The organism is Paenisporosarcina macmurdoensis, from assembly GCF_042658845.1.
GTDB classification, from domain to species: Bacteria; Bacillota; Bacilli; order Bacillales_A; family Planococcaceae; genus Paenisporosarcina; species Paenisporosarcina macmurdoensis.
Genome location: NZ_JBHSRI010000005.1, coordinates 40,689 through 57,850 on the forward strand (window position 1 = coordinate 40,689; position 17,162 = coordinate 57,850).

General features: G+C 34.3%; 15 protein-coding genes. 2 read left to right on the forward strand and 13 right to left on the reverse strand.

Features of this window, described 5'->3' with window-relative positions:
- Positions 1–356: 356 nt before the first annotated feature.
- Positions 357–911, forward strand: a complete 555-nt coding sequence (locus ACFPYN_RS05550) for a recombinase family protein (protein ID WP_377733018.1) — start codon at positions 357–359, stop codon at positions 909–911.
- Positions 912–1,505: 594 nt separating this feature from the next.
- On the opposite strand, the gene ACFPYN_RS05555 is transcribed toward ACFPYN_RS05550, so the two are convergent.
- The 13 genes from ACFPYN_RS05555 to ACFPYN_RS05615 all read right to left on the reverse strand — a co-directional run bounded on the left by ACFPYN_RS05555 (position 1,506) and on the right by ACFPYN_RS05615 (position 16,053).
- A complete protein-coding gene (locus ACFPYN_RS05555; RefSeq protein WP_377733019.1) occupies positions 1,506–2,366 on the reverse strand; it encodes a TauD/TfdA family dioxygenase in 861 nt (286 codons plus the stop codon).
- 26 nt (positions 2,367–2,392) lie between these two features.
- Positions 2,393–3,427 carry a hypothetical protein gene (locus ACFPYN_RS05560; protein ID WP_377733020.1) on the reverse strand — a complete coding sequence of 345 codons (1,035 nt, stop codon included), beginning with the start codon at positions 3,425–3,427 and terminating at the stop codon, positions 2,393–2,395.
- 105 nt (positions 3,428–3,532) lie between these two features.
- A complete protein-coding gene (locus tag ACFPYN_RS05565) occupies positions 3,533–3,742 on the reverse strand; it encodes a hypothetical protein (protein WP_377733021.1) in 210 nt (69 codons plus the stop codon).
- A gap of 223 nt (positions 3,743–3,965) precedes the next feature.
- Positions 3,966–5,600 (reverse strand): hypothetical protein, encoded by a 1,635-nt coding sequence (locus tag ACFPYN_RS05570; protein ID WP_377733022.1) that lies wholly within the window; start codon positions 5,598–5,600, stop codon positions 3,966–3,968.
- A gap of 153 nt (positions 5,601–5,753) precedes the next feature.
- Complete coding sequence (locus tag ACFPYN_RS05575; protein ID WP_377733023.1) at positions 5,754–6,650, reverse strand: tyrosine-type recombinase/integrase; 897 nt, start codon at positions 6,648–6,650, stop codon at positions 5,754–5,756.
- 254 nt (positions 6,651–6,904) lie between these two features.
- Complete coding sequence (locus ACFPYN_RS05580; RefSeq protein ID WP_377733024.1) at positions 6,905–7,957, reverse strand: AbiH family protein; 1,053 nt, start codon at positions 7,955–7,957, stop codon at positions 6,905–6,907.
- Between the two features lie 513 nt (positions 7,958–8,470).
- Positions 8,471–9,061 carry a zeta toxin family protein gene (locus ACFPYN_RS05585; RefSeq protein ID WP_377733025.1) on the reverse strand — a complete coding sequence of 197 codons (591 nt, stop codon included), beginning with the start codon at positions 9,059–9,061 and terminating at the stop codon, positions 8,471–8,473.
- Positions 9,058–9,261: a hypothetical protein gene (locus tag ACFPYN_RS05590; protein ID WP_377733026.1), complete on the reverse strand. Its 204-nt coding sequence runs from the start codon at positions 9,259–9,261 to the stop codon at positions 9,058–9,060. The genes ACFPYN_RS05585 and ACFPYN_RS05590 overlap by 4 nt, the downstream gene beginning before the upstream one ends.
- Before the next feature lie 979 nt (positions 9,262–10,240).
- On the reverse strand, positions 10,241–11,365 hold the full coding sequence (locus ACFPYN_RS05595; RefSeq protein WP_377733027.1) for a Ger(x)C family spore germination protein: 1,125 nt from the start codon (positions 11,363–11,365) through the stop codon (positions 10,241–10,243).
- Positions 11,362–12,474 (reverse strand): GerAB/ArcD/ProY family transporter, encoded by a 1,113-nt coding sequence (locus ACFPYN_RS05600; RefSeq protein ID WP_377733028.1) that lies wholly within the window; start codon positions 12,472–12,474, stop codon positions 11,362–11,364. The genes ACFPYN_RS05595 and ACFPYN_RS05600 overlap by 4 nt, the downstream gene beginning before the upstream one ends.
- 11 nt (positions 12,475–12,485) lie before the next feature.
- Entirely contained in the window at positions 12,486–14,051 is a 1,566-nt protein-coding gene (locus ACFPYN_RS05605) for a spore germination protein (protein ID WP_377733029.1), read from the reverse strand.
- Positions 14,052–14,631: 580 nt separating this feature from the next.
- Positions 14,632–15,675: a Fic family protein gene (locus tag ACFPYN_RS05610; protein ID WP_377733030.1), complete on the reverse strand. Its 1,044-nt coding sequence runs from the start codon at positions 15,673–15,675 to the stop codon at positions 14,632–14,634.
- A gap of 174 nt (positions 15,676–15,849) precedes the next feature.
- Positions 15,850–16,053: a hypothetical protein gene (locus ACFPYN_RS05615; RefSeq protein WP_377733031.1), complete on the reverse strand. Its 204-nt coding sequence runs from the start codon at positions 16,051–16,053 to the stop codon at positions 15,850–15,852.
- Positions 16,054–16,500: 447 nt separating this feature from the next.
- Between ACFPYN_RS05615 and ACFPYN_RS05620 the strand changes: the two genes are divergently transcribed.
- Positions 16,501–17,091: a hypothetical protein gene (locus ACFPYN_RS05620; protein WP_377733032.1), complete on the forward strand. Its 591-nt coding sequence runs from the start codon at positions 16,501–16,503 to the stop codon at positions 17,089–17,091.
- Positions 17,092–17,162 lie beyond the last annotated feature (71 nt).

The window sequence follows — 17,162 nt, forward strand, 5'->3', positions numbered from 1 at the left end:
TATTGGGTCACTTTTACTACTAAAAAGCTTCTAATCTAATTGATTCACATCTTTGAAGATACATTGTAAATTGGTCACTTGTTGGAAGAATAATTTTCTGTACTTGTTTTATAATTTTATTACTTTTCTAGGTAATGTTTCTATAAAAAGAATGATAATCTTTTTGACATATTCATGGTTATGGTTATGTAACAAAACTCGTCCTTTTCTGAACACGGTACAAATGGTTAAAAAAACATCATTTTGGTTTAATAAACTTCAACAAAACTCTGCCCATTAATCTATGTTCATTAACCATGTCCCCCTACTCTTATGTTACTATTAATACAGGATTATAATGGAAATGAGGAATAACTGTGTTAATTGGATATGCTCGTGTGTCAACAGGATTACAAAACCTGGATTTACAAACAGATGCACTTACTCATTATGGATGTGTGAAGATTTTCCACGATAAGATGAGTGGGTCAAAAAAACAAAGACCTGGATTAGAAGAAGCACTTCAATATGCTCGTCAAGGAGATACCATCGTAGTATGGCGATTAGATCGTCTGGGTCGAAATATGCAAGACTTGATTGACATAGTCAACAACCTGAATAACCAAAGCATTGGTTTTCACAGTCTTCAAGAGAATCTCACTATGGATCGTGGCAATGCTACAGGTCAACTGATGTTTCATCTTTTTGCAGCATTTGCTGAGTTTGAACGAAATCTTATTCAAGAACGTTCAGCTGCAGGACGAGTAGCAGCTAAAGCACGGGGGCGACTTGGCGGTCGTCCAGAGAAATACGGAGTGAAAGATATTGACATGATGAAAAATCTTATTGATGGAGGCACACCAATCAAAGATGTGGCTGAAAGATGGGGTGTTTCTCGAACAACCATTTATCGCTATTTGGAACGTAAGTAATTAAATTATTAAATGTAGAAAGAAAAAACTTTATTAAAATTAGTGAGCGAGTTAAAGACTAAAAAGACTTCAAATACCTTTTATATAGAAGAAACTCAAATAAAACCCTCAATTGTATGTTATAAAGTGATAAATCGGATAATATGAAATGAAAAACGGAGTTTTGTATGATATCACTCCTTATGACTTAAATGGTTTAAATGGTTTAATGGACCATTTTAATATTACAGAAGATTTCTTTTGTTTCTGCGACCTGCACAATTTCAAAGTAGGGATTCGCATTGACTTAAACAAATGAGAATTTCTGCACAAACAGAACGACATTAGAATAAACATCCCTTTTGATATTGTCGTGAGGATATGACTTTGCTGGACATGCTCAATAAAAAGTCTCAGGGAGGTTCATGAATTATTTATATAGAAGAAATTCTATATAAATTACACTAAAAACTAAAAAGCTGATGATATCATCAGATAAAGTTGTATAAAAATATGGCCGTTCAACAAGTAGAGATATACTTTTTGAACGACCTTTATAATTGATCATATTTCTTTAATGGTGTTTAGAAAGTTTCTCAGGATTCCAACAACTTATTAATCGCTATAAGCTAATTTTATTTCAAAAAGACCACGAATCATTTCTCTCTTAGAGTTCCCATCTTTATATTCTTTTCTCCCATGAGAAATCTTATCATTTGCCATAACTATGCCTTGATTTTTTTTGAGACGTGTTTCAATATAATAGGGGGAATTTGGTGTGATTTTTTCAGTCATAAGTGAGTAAGCTTCCTTCAAGAATTCCACATTTCTAAAACCGAAGTCCCAATCACAAGTATTATCCAATGAAAACCTCGAACTTATCTCTCCATTATTAATTAAAAATGATGGACCAATGTATTCTTCTTTTTCCCCATTAACTGCTACTCTTTTCAAAGCTTTAAAATGAAGGAAGGATGACATTATAGAATTCGATTCCTTGTTCTCGTATAAGTCATAAAAAGCAGCTACACTATTAAAAATTATTGTTTCTCCCCCAACTGCAGCCGGTGTAATACACAGCAATATTGAAGTTTTTATCTTCCCAATTGGCTCAATAGTTCCATCACAGTGGATTTTTTGTTCATTAATTGTTTGAAATGCTCTATGTGTTCCTTCACCAGCCTTTATTATATTTAATCCACTTTTTTCATAAATTTCTGGTTTTGATAAATAAATATTAGGAACAAATGGTTCTCCTAATTTAAATCTCTTAGCAATTTTTAACATTACATTTTGATTAGTTGAATCATTTAGCAACTCGAATACTACGAATCCCGCACTTTTATACTTTTTTACAAACTCTTCTACTTCTTTTTCTGAGATCATATCTACCGATTTAATGTATACAGGGTCTATATCTTCACTCCTGTACACATGCTTATATATTAAATCATGACTGTTCTTTATTGAATTCAACTTATCAACACCTTGTAATGTTTATTTTATTCATTAACTGCGAGGGCTTCCATTACCAATTGTTTTGTTATTAGGGATAAAGCTTTACAGTCAAGTTCACTAACATTTTGTTCAAAAACTTCATTTTCTTCATTATGTATAGCAAGTATGCCAATTCTACCAGGTAGGCATATCGTAAGCATTGATTTATAATACAAATCTTGATCTGAAAAATCCACTATAGTCTCTTTCCCTCGTTCCAAGCATTCCCATACAGATGATAAGTTTCCACGAGACTTAATCCAACTAGAACCATAGCCTTCCTTGGTAGGGAACTTTGAAAAAGGAACTAATATTTCCACTTCTTGTTCTTTTATAGTCGTTTTTTTTATTCTTAAGTAAAGTTTTGCAGAATAGCCTTTCCCGCCAAATAAAACTTCTGCTGTTTCACTAATTTCCCTTGTAATATGATTAAGTTTAACCTTTTCATTATCAGTTAGATCATAGTCATCCAATGATAGTTTTACATTCGTTTCGCGGGATGAAGAAAAGCGTGATTTTGGATTAACACAGTTTTGTATAACTGTCTGAATTTCTTCATCTAACTCAGAATAATCTTTTATTCTATATGATATTTGACTAATAATTTCTGTATTATCAATAACATCGTGGTCAGAAAGCCGTTCAAACAATGCTAATTTACCTGCAAGTCGCTCCGATAATGTAATTAACTTTATAATTTTTACATCTTTAATAAATTTTTCGTAATCGTCTGGATAAAAACGGTAAACAAGATTAACGAATATATTTATTACCGCATATGCCACCCATATACTAACTGCTATATAAGTGGTCTGAATATCTTTGACAAGTACTGCAATTCCAACAGATGCTCCTCCTATAAAAATCTGAGTGAAAAATAAAAATGACCTAAATTTGTTATAAGTTTTACTGTCCTTCACCCAGTTATTTATTAAACCTCGCCATTTAGAATAACTGGGCTTTATATATTCCTCTTCTAAATTTTCATGTATTGCTGCTTGTTCTAGAATGTCCTTGATACTTTTTTTAATTGATTTCATTTTTTCCGCACCACCCGACAGGATTAAAGTAAAGTAAAATTATTCTGATTTTCAAACATGAATAGGTAAATGTAACACTATGAAAACTTATTTGCATCTAGATTATTATCTACCAAAAAGCCCAACCACAAAAAAGTTGCAGTTGGGCTTTTCATCCCTAACTTCTTCAGTACGATCTTGATATATTGTATAGTTAATCCCCCATACTGTACCTAACACAACTGAAATCAAACTTAATATTGCGATAGTAAATTCCATCGGATATTCCTTACAAACATTTGAAATTTTATTTAAAAAACCTTGTTTCCTCCCCATAATACATTCCCTTCAATAATACATTATTCTTTTTACTATAAAATATACTAACATGTATATTTTATAGTAAAACTATTCTAGAATGAGAGAACTAAAAAAATTTAGGCAATTCTTTAAAAATAATTAGACGAATAACTATAATATTATTTGAAATCATTTCTCTTGTCATTCCTAATTCCTGCCTTGTAATTTGAATAAGTTCAACAAAAAATTGTAACCCCTATCAGAAATAGGAAATAGTAATAGTCTGGTTTAAATCTTTCTTCAGTTCTTTCTGATAGTAGGTCAAAAATGCTTTAACCGGGTACTGAATTAGTTCATCTTTTTGATTGAACTTAATCCCCTCTTGCTTCAAAGCGATTACAACCTTTGGCAAAGAAACCTGTACCGCATCATTCACCATTTCCTCTTTAACCCATCGTAAGACGGAAAGTTTCCATTGAGTAGAACCACTTTCAATATAGTGACTTCCAGGGATAGAAGAATCTAATATTTTATCTTTGAAATCCATTCTTTTCTTCTCGTAAAAAGGGTCCCGTGTCTTCTCAAGTGACCTTTTGAGGGACGTATGAGGATAAGCTATATAAGTTGGTGTTGGATTACCGTATAACTCTCGCTCCCATTGTTCTGGACTTTTATCAATGGGGCGATGGCTGGCCAATTCTGCTCTTTCTGCCATTTCCCGTAAAACCTGTTCATACTCTGGATCATAGTCATCATAATCCTGAACAGGAGCAGTTTGGCGAGATTCTTTAATATATATAGTTCCACCCTTATTCAGCAAACTAAACTTAGGTAAATCAGGAAGTTCCTCTTCTTTCGGAGGTGGTTTAAGATACATGGGATAAGTTGGCTTAACACTTTCTACCACTACTTTTGACTCTTCCACAATTCTAAATAGCTTTTGTTTAAAATCATTCCTTAAAGCATCTTCCTGGTCACCGACTAAATGAAAACCCGTTTGGTCTTCATTTAACGTCAAAGCACTAGACAAGGGAATGGTGATTGGGGAAGCAAGAGATTGAATGGTTGTGTTCCTATCATTACTATCGGCTGTATGAAGAAACCTAACAATTTTACACGTTCTTTCGTTTACATTTAAATACTGAATGCTTTGTGTATCCACTGACAATGAGTCAGTATTCAATGTTTCATTTAGCATGTCTAGGCATTCAGCATTCAATTGAAATATGAATTTGTCCCATTCAAAATCTGCTTTAGTTTTCATAACAAAGTTTGACTCGGTTTTTAATAAAGTTCCTTTTCCTGTGTCCTCATTGAAGGCCAACCAATTCTCTCCTACAAACGAGAAGACTTGGAACCCTTCATCAGCATAAACTTGTTTTCTGCGGTTCAATTGTTTTACGAAAAGATTGTCTCTCCCCAACTGAATGCTAGTGTGATAATCGATTGCCCATTTCTTCTCGTTTGGGAAGGTGAGAATAAAGTCAGGAACAAATGACAATCTCTTTTTATACAAATAACCTCGTTGAATATCTATGTTCAAAGGTTTGAGTTGACCTTCCAAAATTTCTCTTAAAACCGTTATTTCAACTTGTTTCGTCATATTGTCTTCTGAGGTCTCTTGCTGTTTTTGATAGACTTTGTGATTCTCAGAATAACTGCATTCCCTACTGTCGAAGTGACTAAAATAAAAAGGTCTTAATTCTTCTGTGGTCAAGTTCATCTTCACTGGGGTATTGCAACATATACAGATAAATGCTCCCTTTTTGGAGAATACTCGATACTCATTATCTATTTTATTCACTATCTCTTTTCTGCTTTTTGTTGGATTTTCTAAAGAACGTCTCTTTTGTTCAATGTCAAAAAATTCACCATGTAAAATCGCTATATCCAAATCAATACACCTTCCTTTCATATTTTTATTAGACAAATTGTGAAAAATAGAGTTTTTGCTTAAGTTATTAGAATCAAAACTCCCTCTATTGTCACATAAGACCCCTTAGACATTCGTATAATGGGTCTGGCTATTAGTCCACGATGGCAAGTTTCATAAATACTTATCTACAGTCGAATCCGAAACAGTCAAGTAATGCTCCACTAAGGTTTCCAGAGACTTATGCCCCGTCTGCTTAGCAATCGTCGATAGGTCCGCGCCAGCCTCATGCATGGCAACAACTTGACTCTTACGGAAGTTATAACCGGTAAGCCCCGTCCAACGCTGCAACGATTTCCAATAGCCCGTCTCAGTCATTTCGACACTCTCATATCGTCCACCTCTATATACTCTTCCCACAAAATAGTCTTCAGGTTTTAGTTGATATTCTTTGATATATTTCTTTACCACCTTCCCTGTTTCTAGTGTTAATCGTTTCGTGTGCCACTTTTTTTGCTTCATTAAATAGACATCCACTGTTCGCCCCTCAAGATTAAAGTCCTTTATTTTCATACGGACCATCTCATTCGGTCGATTAGCTGTGATGAGATTCACCAGACAAATGGCTTTTTCCCTCGAAGGTAGTTTAAAAATCATCTCAAGTAACTCCGCTTTATCGACAGATGATTTCCCTTGTACTCTAATTAAATGAGCATTGCCTTCCTCACTGTAAATTCTTCTCATCGCCGACAGCTCACTCGTCACTTCTGTTTCCTTTTTGAAGTCAATTCTATGTAAGACTGCTAAGTGCTTTTTGATGGCTGCCAAACGACGCTCCCACGTCGTTTTCTTCACCTTTTGCTCCATTAGTGACCCATATAAATAATCGAGCATCGCTTCCGTTCCATCGGGCTGATCCGACTTTACGCAGTAGTCGAGAAACCGACGTATATCACCTGCATACTGTTTTGGAATCTCGTTGTTCTTTTGTTCCACATGTACTTTCCTTTTCGTATGCCGAACTCGATTATCTGCAGTCTCTAAACGAATGATGTCACCAGTACTAGACAATAAAAAAACCCCTTTTCCTTGCAGTTATACTCAAGAACAAGAAGAAATAGTCTTTAACCAGGTCATACTAGTACTCGGTTTTTTGTTAAAACAATGCGATTTTGTTGTAACTTATTTAACCAAAAACGAGAGGTTACTTTCTAAGAATTAGTCGTAATGCAATATTTTTTCTTTGGCGATTAGATCGTCTGTGTCGAAATATGTAAGACTTGACTTACCTTGTCAATAACTTGAATGCAGGTATTACTACTACTTTATAATACAATTGCACTTGAATTATTTTCTTCAAAAATTGTTTTGTCAAAATTAAAAATTTGTTCTGTATCAAATTGAATAAATATTTGATTGTAAAGTTGGTTCTTGTCTTCGGCTTTAGAGTGCTTTACTAATTTGTCTTGCCAATATCTTTTTTTCTCTACCATTCGATGGATATATTTTTCTAATTTTCCTCTTTCATTTACATAGGCATATATTAAGACTTTATTAGCACTATTTTTTTCGAGGTTTTCCATTATTTTTTCCCACCAATATTTATCCGAATCACCTAGAGACATTCCAAAGATAATAAATAGTTCACTATTCTTTACTACTTCCGTAGCTTTTTCAAATCTCATACTTAATGCGGACCTGTTTGCTAGAGTTTTTACCATCATTATTTTCAAAGTATCATTTTCACAAAACTTACCTTGTAGTTGAGACTCATCATTAACTCCCAATAAAACTTGAGATTGGCATAAACCATGTATATGTATAGGAATAGAAGAAACTATTCTTGTTTGCTTTTCTTTCTCTCTCCATGAATGATAGATTTCATCAAAAACCTCAGTATAATTAAAAACAATAAAGTTTCTTACCTGCTGGTCTTTATTATTATTTTTGAAATTCGAATGGATACTAATTTGATCTCTTTCTTCCAGATTAATTGGTTTTTGAAGAGCATTATTAAAAATTTTATGAGTATTATTTATAAAAGATGTAGAAGTTACTCCCTTAGATTGATTTTCAATAAAATCCGTAAACTCTTCAATAAATTCCTCATAGTCATTAATAAACATCTCTAGACTAACTTCGTTATCTATTTGACTCGTATATTGCCCTATAGCTATTTCAAAATCTGACCAATCAATATCGTCAGGTTGCTTTTCTATTTTAAAATGATTATTTAAAATATTATTATAAATTTGATTTTGCGTAGTACCTCTAGGTTCATTTTTATTTTTTTGTAAAAAACTATAAAAATCTTGATAACTCGTTTTTAATCCTATATGTATATCCAATCCATTTCCTATTAAGTAAGTAACTTTCACAGAAGTGCTCCTTTCATTTCAGCCCCTTTATTATTTTCGAAAAAGAACTAGATGATCTGACCGTAATCCATCGATTCACTGACTCAACTGGATTGCATCATTTTTGCACGCTAGTTTTACATAAATTTGGAAGTATTCTATCTTCATTAATCATAAAGAGAACTTCTATTTTTAACCTAATTTTACCAAAACTTAAAAACACCCGCAAGACAACCTATCTTCATAATCTTTCATGTAAATTTTGATATGTTTTGACGCTGACGTTCTTTCAATGAGACATAGAGCTGGTTTCTTGTTAAGATAATCTCCTATTGTCGTAACCCTTTTTACCGGAAACGAGAGATTATTTGTTATGGGTTTATCATGGAAAAATCCCCCTACAAAGTAGGAGGATTCAAATAAACGGGTTCAAAATCATTTAAATTACTGAAGGAAATTCCTCCTACCATGCAATAATAACCAAAAAAGACAAATCTTTTACTCTCGGTTCATATAAGGCGTGAATAGTCCGAATTATTCTTGAAGTTTTTCTATTATGGGTGTTACCCACTGAGGAATATGATTTGATTGAAATGAGATGTTTCCTTGAGACGTTTCTAAGATAAGTTCACCATCTAAATTACTATTGTCCACTACCAATAGATTGTCAATAAGATCTAAATTTTGAAGTAGATTATCACGAGATTTCGTGTGTCTTCTTAAAATGTCTTCAGTTGGAATATGATGACCTCCATTTTTCACACGTAAAGCAACCCTCTCAATATTTTTACTTACTTCTTTCAAGCCAAGAAAAAACATAATGATTTCATAGCCATTTTCTTTAGCCTGGTTCATTTGGTTAATGGCATTTTTACCAGCCAGTGTAGTTTCAATGGAAAAGCTTTTTTCCTCTTTAATACACTCACGTACTGTCTTGATCACTAATTTCCCAGCTGCTAATCTCTTTAATTCTGGATTTTCAGGATTTAATCTTCGCGCAATGGCATCAGGATCAATATTAATTTCAATTCCCAACTTATCGATTACAAGACTCCGAAAGGTACTTTTCCCACTGCCGTTATTTCCTGCAAAGACATACATCAAAGGATTCTGAACCTTAGTCATATGTCTTTACCATTATGTTCTTTTTCAAACGGAACAATGCTTCCATTTGGATATTCTTTAACCCAACCATTTTCGGTATTGTAGATGATATATGTGTTATTAGCTTTGGCATCTATTTTGGCTCGTTCGCCCGTCATTTTCACCCATTTATCAATCCAATAAAATTTTCTTTCCTTTGAATATCCGCTTTCTTCTAACAAATGGTTCACCGCCTTTTTCTACTCTTTTTTTAAGTTTATCACAGCACTTTATTCTACACTCAAAATATACAATCCATTTCAAGGACACTAAACTTTCTTCTTGCCCATAATCACCTAATTCACTCGCCTACGGCTATTATACTGCGGAAAGCAAAGTGATGTCGTGTTTATAATGAACATCATTAGATCGTATGCTTAGATCGTTTTTAGATGAATATATGAAGCCCCAAATCGACAGTACGAACGGTTAAGACAATCCTCCAATTTCACAACCTATTATCTGAATAGTTTTCAATTGGATTTCCAGATTCCCCTAAAATGTTTCACAAATTTCATCAAAAAAATAGCAAATCATCTTTTTAAGACGATTCGCTTTAAAGCAAGACTAAGTAAGGGTATTACTTGTTATGCAACTAGTCGGCAATTTGGTTCAAAAAGCATAGTATGGACGAACTGTGTAGTATTAAATTCTTATTCCTATAGTTTGGAAATTTGAATTTGTAAGTGGATGATTATAAGATGCTATTTTTGGTTTAAAAAAGTTCCATGAAGAGGCATCATATAAAGAGATACCTAACTCCATTAGACCAGTAATTTCCCTTTATATTTCGGCTTATTTCATTATTCGTTTAAATGAAGGGATCAGTCATTTTCTCAAATTGCGCATCATGGTTTAAGTCTACAATAAGTAATACCTAAATAAGGCTCATTCTGTGGTTCGCCATTAATCTACAACTAATCATTTTTTAGGCAATATGGTATTGGTATCCCTATCATTCGTTTTAAAAAACCCTTTTTTAGGTGGATGAAAGCTATAACATCGTTGTTCTGACTTGGTTCAAATTTAACTAGTTACCTATTTAATGAAAATCATCCATCTTTATCTTTTATAGTAGGCATTATTGGTGTTTTTTCATTTTTACAGTAATGGATGAATACGAACACCAGACCAATGGAAAGTCGGTGCTAACTCTTCATGTTAATCCAAGGTTCCACTTCTCGTTATTTTGAAGTCAACTTGAACATTTACTCTGGCTTTTTGGTACATTTCATGCCATTTTTCCTCTGTTAGGTTGGAATTTCTTACGGAGCTCCTGTACTGGTTACCGAGCCCAAATACATCCGAATTAACTTCCTGGCAATAGGATATCACTCTCGAAATTTCACTAGATAAACTTTCACTGATTGCTTTCTCCAGTATGGCAACATTTTTAGGCTCCCCTAGGTCAATTTCTTCGTTTAATTCTAATAATCTTGCTTCCATGGTAATGTGTAGATCAAATTCTGGCGTTGATTGATTGATTAATTTCAAATCACTTTTTGATTTAACTGTATCAAGTACTACAGAGATTTCCTCTGGGGGATCTTTCATTAATGCTTTTTCTAAATCCTCATTCTTAATCAAAGCTTCAAATGCTCCAGATTGATAATGATCTCTGCTCAGTTTCATATAAAAACTATCTTCTGCCGGAAGTTCTCCAACCATTTTTCCTCTTATAAAAAGGGCTACACCCGAAATGCTAACTAACTCTTCCTCTCTTGATAATATCGGCATTGCAATATCTTCTCCTATGGAATAATAATCATGGGATACTTCATGAAGTGTGCTTGAGATGATTTGTTCTTCTTCAATGTTTTGTTCTAAAAGCTTGAAAATATGTTGACCAATATCGGTGATATTTTCATAGTTGTAATTAAGTAACGTTTTCGTTTCATCTTCAACCACGGCCATATAAACGCTACCACTTATATTGGAGTCTCTCGATAACGCATGTATTGAGTTACCAATTCCCTCCTCCTTAGCTAACTCGTCACCATACAAGGCCACCCTCAACTGACCAACCACTACCTTTTTTGATGTTTTTCGATTGATTTCTATACGCGTCCCTTTACTGGTTTGATTTTCTGCGGAAATTATTTCAATATTACTTTCGAAATCAGGATTTACTTGACGGATTACGGCTGTAGTGGATACACCTTCGTTTCCCAAATCATATCCTAAAAGTATGGCGATTCCTACTTTTTCAAGAAGTTTTTGCTCTGCACATCCGACCAAACTTAACAAAAGAAGTGGTATTAGTATATGGAATTTCAACTTTCTCATTGTGATTTCTCCTTTTTAGATGAGAATTTTTTTTTCAACAGAGCAAACACATACAAGAAAATTGGGTAAGTAAAAACAGTATAAAACGCCACTTGAGAAAAATAATCATTTAGTGTATTTATTTGAGTTCGGGCCTGTACAAATAAACTAGCAACGAAAATGATAATGGCGAAAATCCAGGCAAACTTGGTTCCGTCAACTTTTACCATGCGTATAGCACCTCGATAAGCAGCCCATAAGTAAAAACAAAGGTTTGGTAAAATAATTAGCAACCAATAGGAAACTGCGATTAACTCAAATCGTTCGATAAAGGGAAATTTGATAACTCCAAATATAGACAAGGTTGCCCATATTGTTTTATTTAGTTGCCCTTCACTGAAGAAAGTGAGTGACACTAACATAATTGAAAGATACATCAAGGTCGTTACTAACAAGCCTAAATGAAGATGTTTTTTCACTTTTTTCTTTTCCTTTACAAACGGATAAATTACGTTCAATATTTCAAACCCCACGATTGTAAACGTCATGGACTGCGCACCTTTTACAATATCAATGAGGTTACTCTCTAAAACTGGAAATAGACTTTTTGCTTGCGAAAACTCGAGAGGAAACACTAACATCGGAAATAGCCATATCGAAAGGACAAAACTAAAAAAAGAGATGCCAACGATCACCCTTAAACCACCAGTGAACGTGTAAATCACAAGTAATAGGATAGTGGCTGAAATAAATCCAGATTGCATATTGGGGAAAACCCATGTTTGAATTACTTCACTATAGTTTTTCAAAACAGCGAAAAAGGCTGTTGAGCAGTATAAAATATAAAGGAAATTTAAGAAATTACCAATCCATTGACCAAATATATCAAGATGTATCCCGTATAAATCATTTGAACTGTACATCTCCAATGTCTTAAGCATAAATATTGCAATGATGTGTGTAAACAGGCCCGCCACAAGGACCGAAATCCATGCATCATGTTTTGCATCTTGAAAGACAATACGTTGAAACCCCTGTATCCCAACGCCCACTTGGGTGGTATGAATGATAAAAAAGAGTAAAAAGGCGTTTATCATATCTTTTTGACTAATTTGCAAAGAGTTTTTCACTCATATCACCTTCAGTTCACCTTTTTTTGAGGATTTACAGGTTCAGGATTGTATTTTTTTTCATCTTGCGGCCGTGTTACCTTGGGTCTCATATAGGTGAAGGGAAGAGGCAATCTAATTAGGCTGTCCCTCCAGTCAATCAGTCTAGGCGGGTAAAAAGGAGCCGTATAAGGTGAACCCAAGCTTGATTGACGGAGTAAATGGATTAGTATAAAACAAAACGCCAACATAATCCCATAAAAGCCCCAAAACCCTGCCAATATAATGATCGGGAATCGAATCACCCGAATGACATTGCCCATCATATAACTTGGGGATGTAAATGACGCCAGGGCACTTAAAGCGACTATAATAATCAAAATATTACTTGTAATGCCAGCTTGTACGGCTGCCGTTCCAATTACAATACCACCAACGATACCAATGGTTTGTCCTATCTTTGTCGGTAATCTTGCCCCAGCTTCTCTAAGTAGCTCGATAATGAGTTCCAATATTAAAGCTTCAATAATCGGCGGAAATGGAACTAATGCCCTCGATTCACTTAACGGAATTAAGAGCGATTGAGGTATTACTTCATAATGAAATGTCAATGCAGCTACATATAAAGGTGTTAAATAAACCGATAAAAAGACTGCACCAATCCTTAATAACCTAATAAATGAAGCAATTGGCCATCTAAGGTTTTGGTCTTCTCTACTTTGAAAGAATTCAATGAACGTTTGAGGGCAGATTATTGCCATCGAACTCCCATCTACAATAATCCCCAATTTCCCATTCAATAATCCTTCGCAAAACCTGTCAGGTCTTTCAGTCAATAACATTTGGGGGAAAGGTGATAAAGAGTTATCATCGATTAATTGCACGAGAACTGAACTGTCTATCAAAGCATCTATGTTAAGGTCGGTGATCCGCTGACGAAGCGTATTGACCATCTGCTCTGAGGCAATACCTTTCATATATAACAACGCAATCGTTGTATTGGTTTTATTTCCTATTACATGGTTTTCTTTACAAAGATCACGATTAATAATGCTCCTGCGGACGAGAGACACATTTGTGGATAGACTTTCATTAAACCCAACTTGTGATCCGATTACTTGTGATTCATTTTCTGGTGCTGACAACGATCGCGACTTTCTAGTAGCGATGTTTCCGAGAACGACTTTAGAGTACCCTTCCACATGTATGAGGACCGTCCCATTTAACAAGGACAAAATTGCTTCATCAAGATGACTGGATAAGTCGACCTTAGGTATTGACAGAAGCTCTTTAATTTTTTCTGGCGATTCATGTGTACTTTTATACAAACCTCTTAAGATTTGATCATTTAAGGGTCGATTATCTACTATGTCATCTATATAAATAAGCGTGAGATTAGGGGGAATAATTTTTACAATTAAATCTGCAGGGTTGTGCAATGCATCTTTCACTTGCTGTATAAACACGTGTCCAGAGGATGGGATATGGTTTTTGTTACCTGTTTCAGCCTCTGTGACACCTATTTGTTCTTTCTGTATTTCCGCTGGTTTTATGGTCTTTTTTTTAGCGAATTGTATTTTTAATCTCTTGTTAAACATTTAAAACACCCCCTATTCAATACTCTTAGAATAGACGTGCGATTGATAATCTATACGTATATTGAGAGATTTAGAATAATCTTTTTCATTGCATTGATAACCTAACTCTTCGTCTTCTTCTCTGTGTATTCATTAAACCTCGAATTCTCACTTTTAAGCTGAGCAAAATACAAATAATTTCATAACCTGTTACCTACACTTAAAATTTTCCGAAATAAAGAAACTCGTCTTATCTTTGGTGAAGTCGTATTACATAGAAACGTAAGCGTTAAATAGGTGGGCATTATTTGACGCTTACGTTTCTATACGAATGATGTCACCATAGCTAGACAATAACGCCACTCCTTTTCCTTGCAGTTATACGCAAGAATAAGAGGAAATAGCCTTTAACCAGGTTTTTGTTCAGACAATCCCCTATTGTCTTTACCTAAAGCAGTGAATATTGGGCAACTAACTTATTTAAGACAATGATTAAAAGACGATATAACCATTTTTCAGAAAGGTTATATCGTCTTTCGAGGAATTCTCACAATACACAGGAAAGAGATTGGATTATACCTCCATAATATATATATGCGATTTATTTCTTTTTCCACTTTGCATTTCTGCCGAGTCCAACAGATTCAATTAGTTGCTGTTCTTTAAGCTCACTTAATACACGATTAATTGTTGCTTCACTTACATCTGGACATGCATTTCGGATATCAGATTTCGTAAAGTATCCCAACTTTTTATCTATAAATACATGTACACGTTGGCTTTTCCCACCTTTTTGCGATTTAATCACACCAACTCGCGATTCTAAATCTTTATATGCTGCAACAAAAGTGCCTAGCAAATAATTTATCCAGGGAAAAATATCATTCGTTCCTTCGTGCCATCCAATTGATGACTTTCGCAACGTTTCATAATACTCTTCCTTTGATTCTTCAATAATTTTTTCCAAACTAATATAACGACCGACTTCGAATCCAAATTGATATAAAAGTAATAGCGTTAATAGTCTTGCCATACGTCCATTTCCATCATTAAACGGATGAATCGATAAAAAGTCTAAAATAAATACACTTAATAAGATTAGTGGCTCAACATCTTGCTTACTCATTCTTTCGCGTAATTCAAAACAAACTCGTTCCATCGCTCTTGATGTATTAAAAGCAGAAACCGGTTCAAACCGAATTCTCTTTGCTCCATCAGAAAATGTCTCGGTAATCACATTATCAGCATTTTTCCACGTACCACCATCAATCGCAATATAGCGATACATTTCCTTGTGTAGCTGTAAAATAACTGATTCCCTCACAGGAATTGCTTCGAATGAAGCATGGATAAGTTGCAACACATCCCGGTAGCCAGCAATCTCTCCTTCAGAACGATCTTGTAAATCCGTATCATTTTTCATAATGCTCTTCAGACGACTATCCGTAATAATAATTCCTTCAATTGCATTTGAAGCTTTCGTCGAATGTATAACCGCAACATCACGTAACGTGTCTAAAATTTGCGGTGCTTGCCGCTTATATAATTCCTGTTTTCCTTTATATTCATTAATCTTTGCAATTAAGTTCACTGTTTTCATTGGCATCATTAATTGATTTAAATTTTCGTATTGATAATTTTTCATCTAAATCACCTCCAGAATATACTCATCCTATTCAAAATAATATCATTTTATACAAAATGATATTATATAATGTATTTGAATGTATTTATGAATATATTCATCATAAACTAAACCTACTCATTTTCCAATTAAATGAGTAGGTTTAGTTAAAAAGTAATTAGCCTTTCATATGAATCATGTTGTTCTGTTATCGACATGATTATTCAATAAGTGTTTTGCTAGCTGACGGTCTTCTTTATCTTTTGTCAAAGTTGCGATGTTTTTAATAATTTCATGTATGGTAGGTTGTTCCGAAAACGATGGTGACCATTCTTTTAGTACACTTAGTGCGTGGTACTGTAAATTCCCATTATCTGATTTGAGAGCAGCTTGAATCAATGCTAGTCCCACCCTTCGTGTTCATATAAATCTTGAACAATACATTGTAGTAGGCAAACCTGTTCATCATTTGAAAGACTTGATAATGATAAGTGAGTTTCCGAAAATGTGCAGAGATTTTTAATATGTTGACAATTATTTGTATCCATTACAGCTAAATATAATTCACTGTCCTACCTACAATTAGTCTTTAATTTGCAAATCTCTTCATTTACTCTTCCCAGTCGCGAATGTAACGAAATACTATAAGTATTACATTCGATAGAAATTTACAGTAAACCATTTCCAAAAGTAGAACTCACTTCAAAAAGACAATCCGGTCTTGTCACAACCTATTAAATCAACGACATAAACTAAAGGAGACTATGCAATACAGCTTTCTTTAATAACAACAAGTGATGTATAATGAATTAAAACAACAATTGTTGCGAAATGGAGTTGAGTAGTATGAGAACCTTTTCAGTTGATGAAGCCTTTACGATTCTTCAAAACAATAAAATTACTTCTAATAAAGAGAGCGTTAAACGGTGGCTCAGACAAGGAAAGTTGATGGGTACCAAGGGCGGGGGTCCAAAGAAGAATGGGTGGATGATTAAAGAATCTGATTTAAGGGCTTACTTACATGATCGGTTACCTGCAGGCTTTGCCTTGTCTACAAACCTAATTTCTACAGCAGCCGGCAATTGTAGTGACGCAGAGCGAGATTTTTACCGAGAAGAAGGACGTTTTGAAATGTGGAAGCAAATCACTTCCTTGAACATTTGGCAGGGACGTTTTGAATTTAAAAAACGATTTGTCGAGGAATGCATTCAACATCTACGGATTGAGAATCGTGACCTGCGCCAATACATCATGGATTCGATGTTGTCGCATAAAAAGGGATACGCTAAGCCTGGCGTTTTATATCTACAGGATAAATGTAAATTCGATGGGCATATTTTAGATTTTGCACGCCAATATGGAGGAATCGACGAACAAATCACGTTTTCGGTCATCGATTACCTGCGTACACAATATAAAAATAAGGGTAAAATATAATTCTTTCTATGTCTTGCATTAGATCCCAATAGGATTGGTACACCATCTGGAATGAGGAGTATTCAGCAAAC

What these genes read in the sequence shown, in the direction of transcription:
- ACFPYN_RS05560 (WP_377733020.1), bottom strand. Translation starts at nt 3,427, where the DNA reads ATGAAATCAATTAAAAAAAGTATCAAGGACATTCTAGAACAAGCAGCA.
- ACFPYN_RS05565 (WP_377733021.1), bottom strand. Translation starts at nt 3,742, where the DNA reads ATGGGGAGGAAACAAGGTTTTTTAAATAAAATTTCAAATGTTTGTAAG.
- ACFPYN_RS05585 (WP_377733025.1), bottom strand. Translation starts at nt 9,061, where the DNA reads ATGACTAAGGTTCAGAATCCTTTGATGTATGTCTTTGCAGGAAATAAC.
- ACFPYN_RS05595 (WP_377733027.1), bottom strand. Translation starts at nt 11,365, where the DNA reads ATGAGAAAGTTGAAATTCCATATACTAATACCACTTCTTTTGTTAAGT.
- ACFPYN_RS05605 (WP_377733029.1), bottom strand. Translation starts at nt 14,051, where the DNA reads ATGTTTAACAAGAGATTAAAAATACAATTCGCTAAAAAAAAGACCATA.
- ACFPYN_RS05610 (WP_377733030.1), bottom strand. Translation starts at nt 15,675, where the DNA reads ATGAAAAATTATCAATACGAAAATTTAAATCAATTAATGATGCCAATG.
- ACFPYN_RS05620 (WP_377733032.1), top strand. Translation starts at nt 16,501, where the DNA reads ATGAGAACCTTTTCAGTTGATGAAGCCTTTACGATTCTTCAAAACAAT.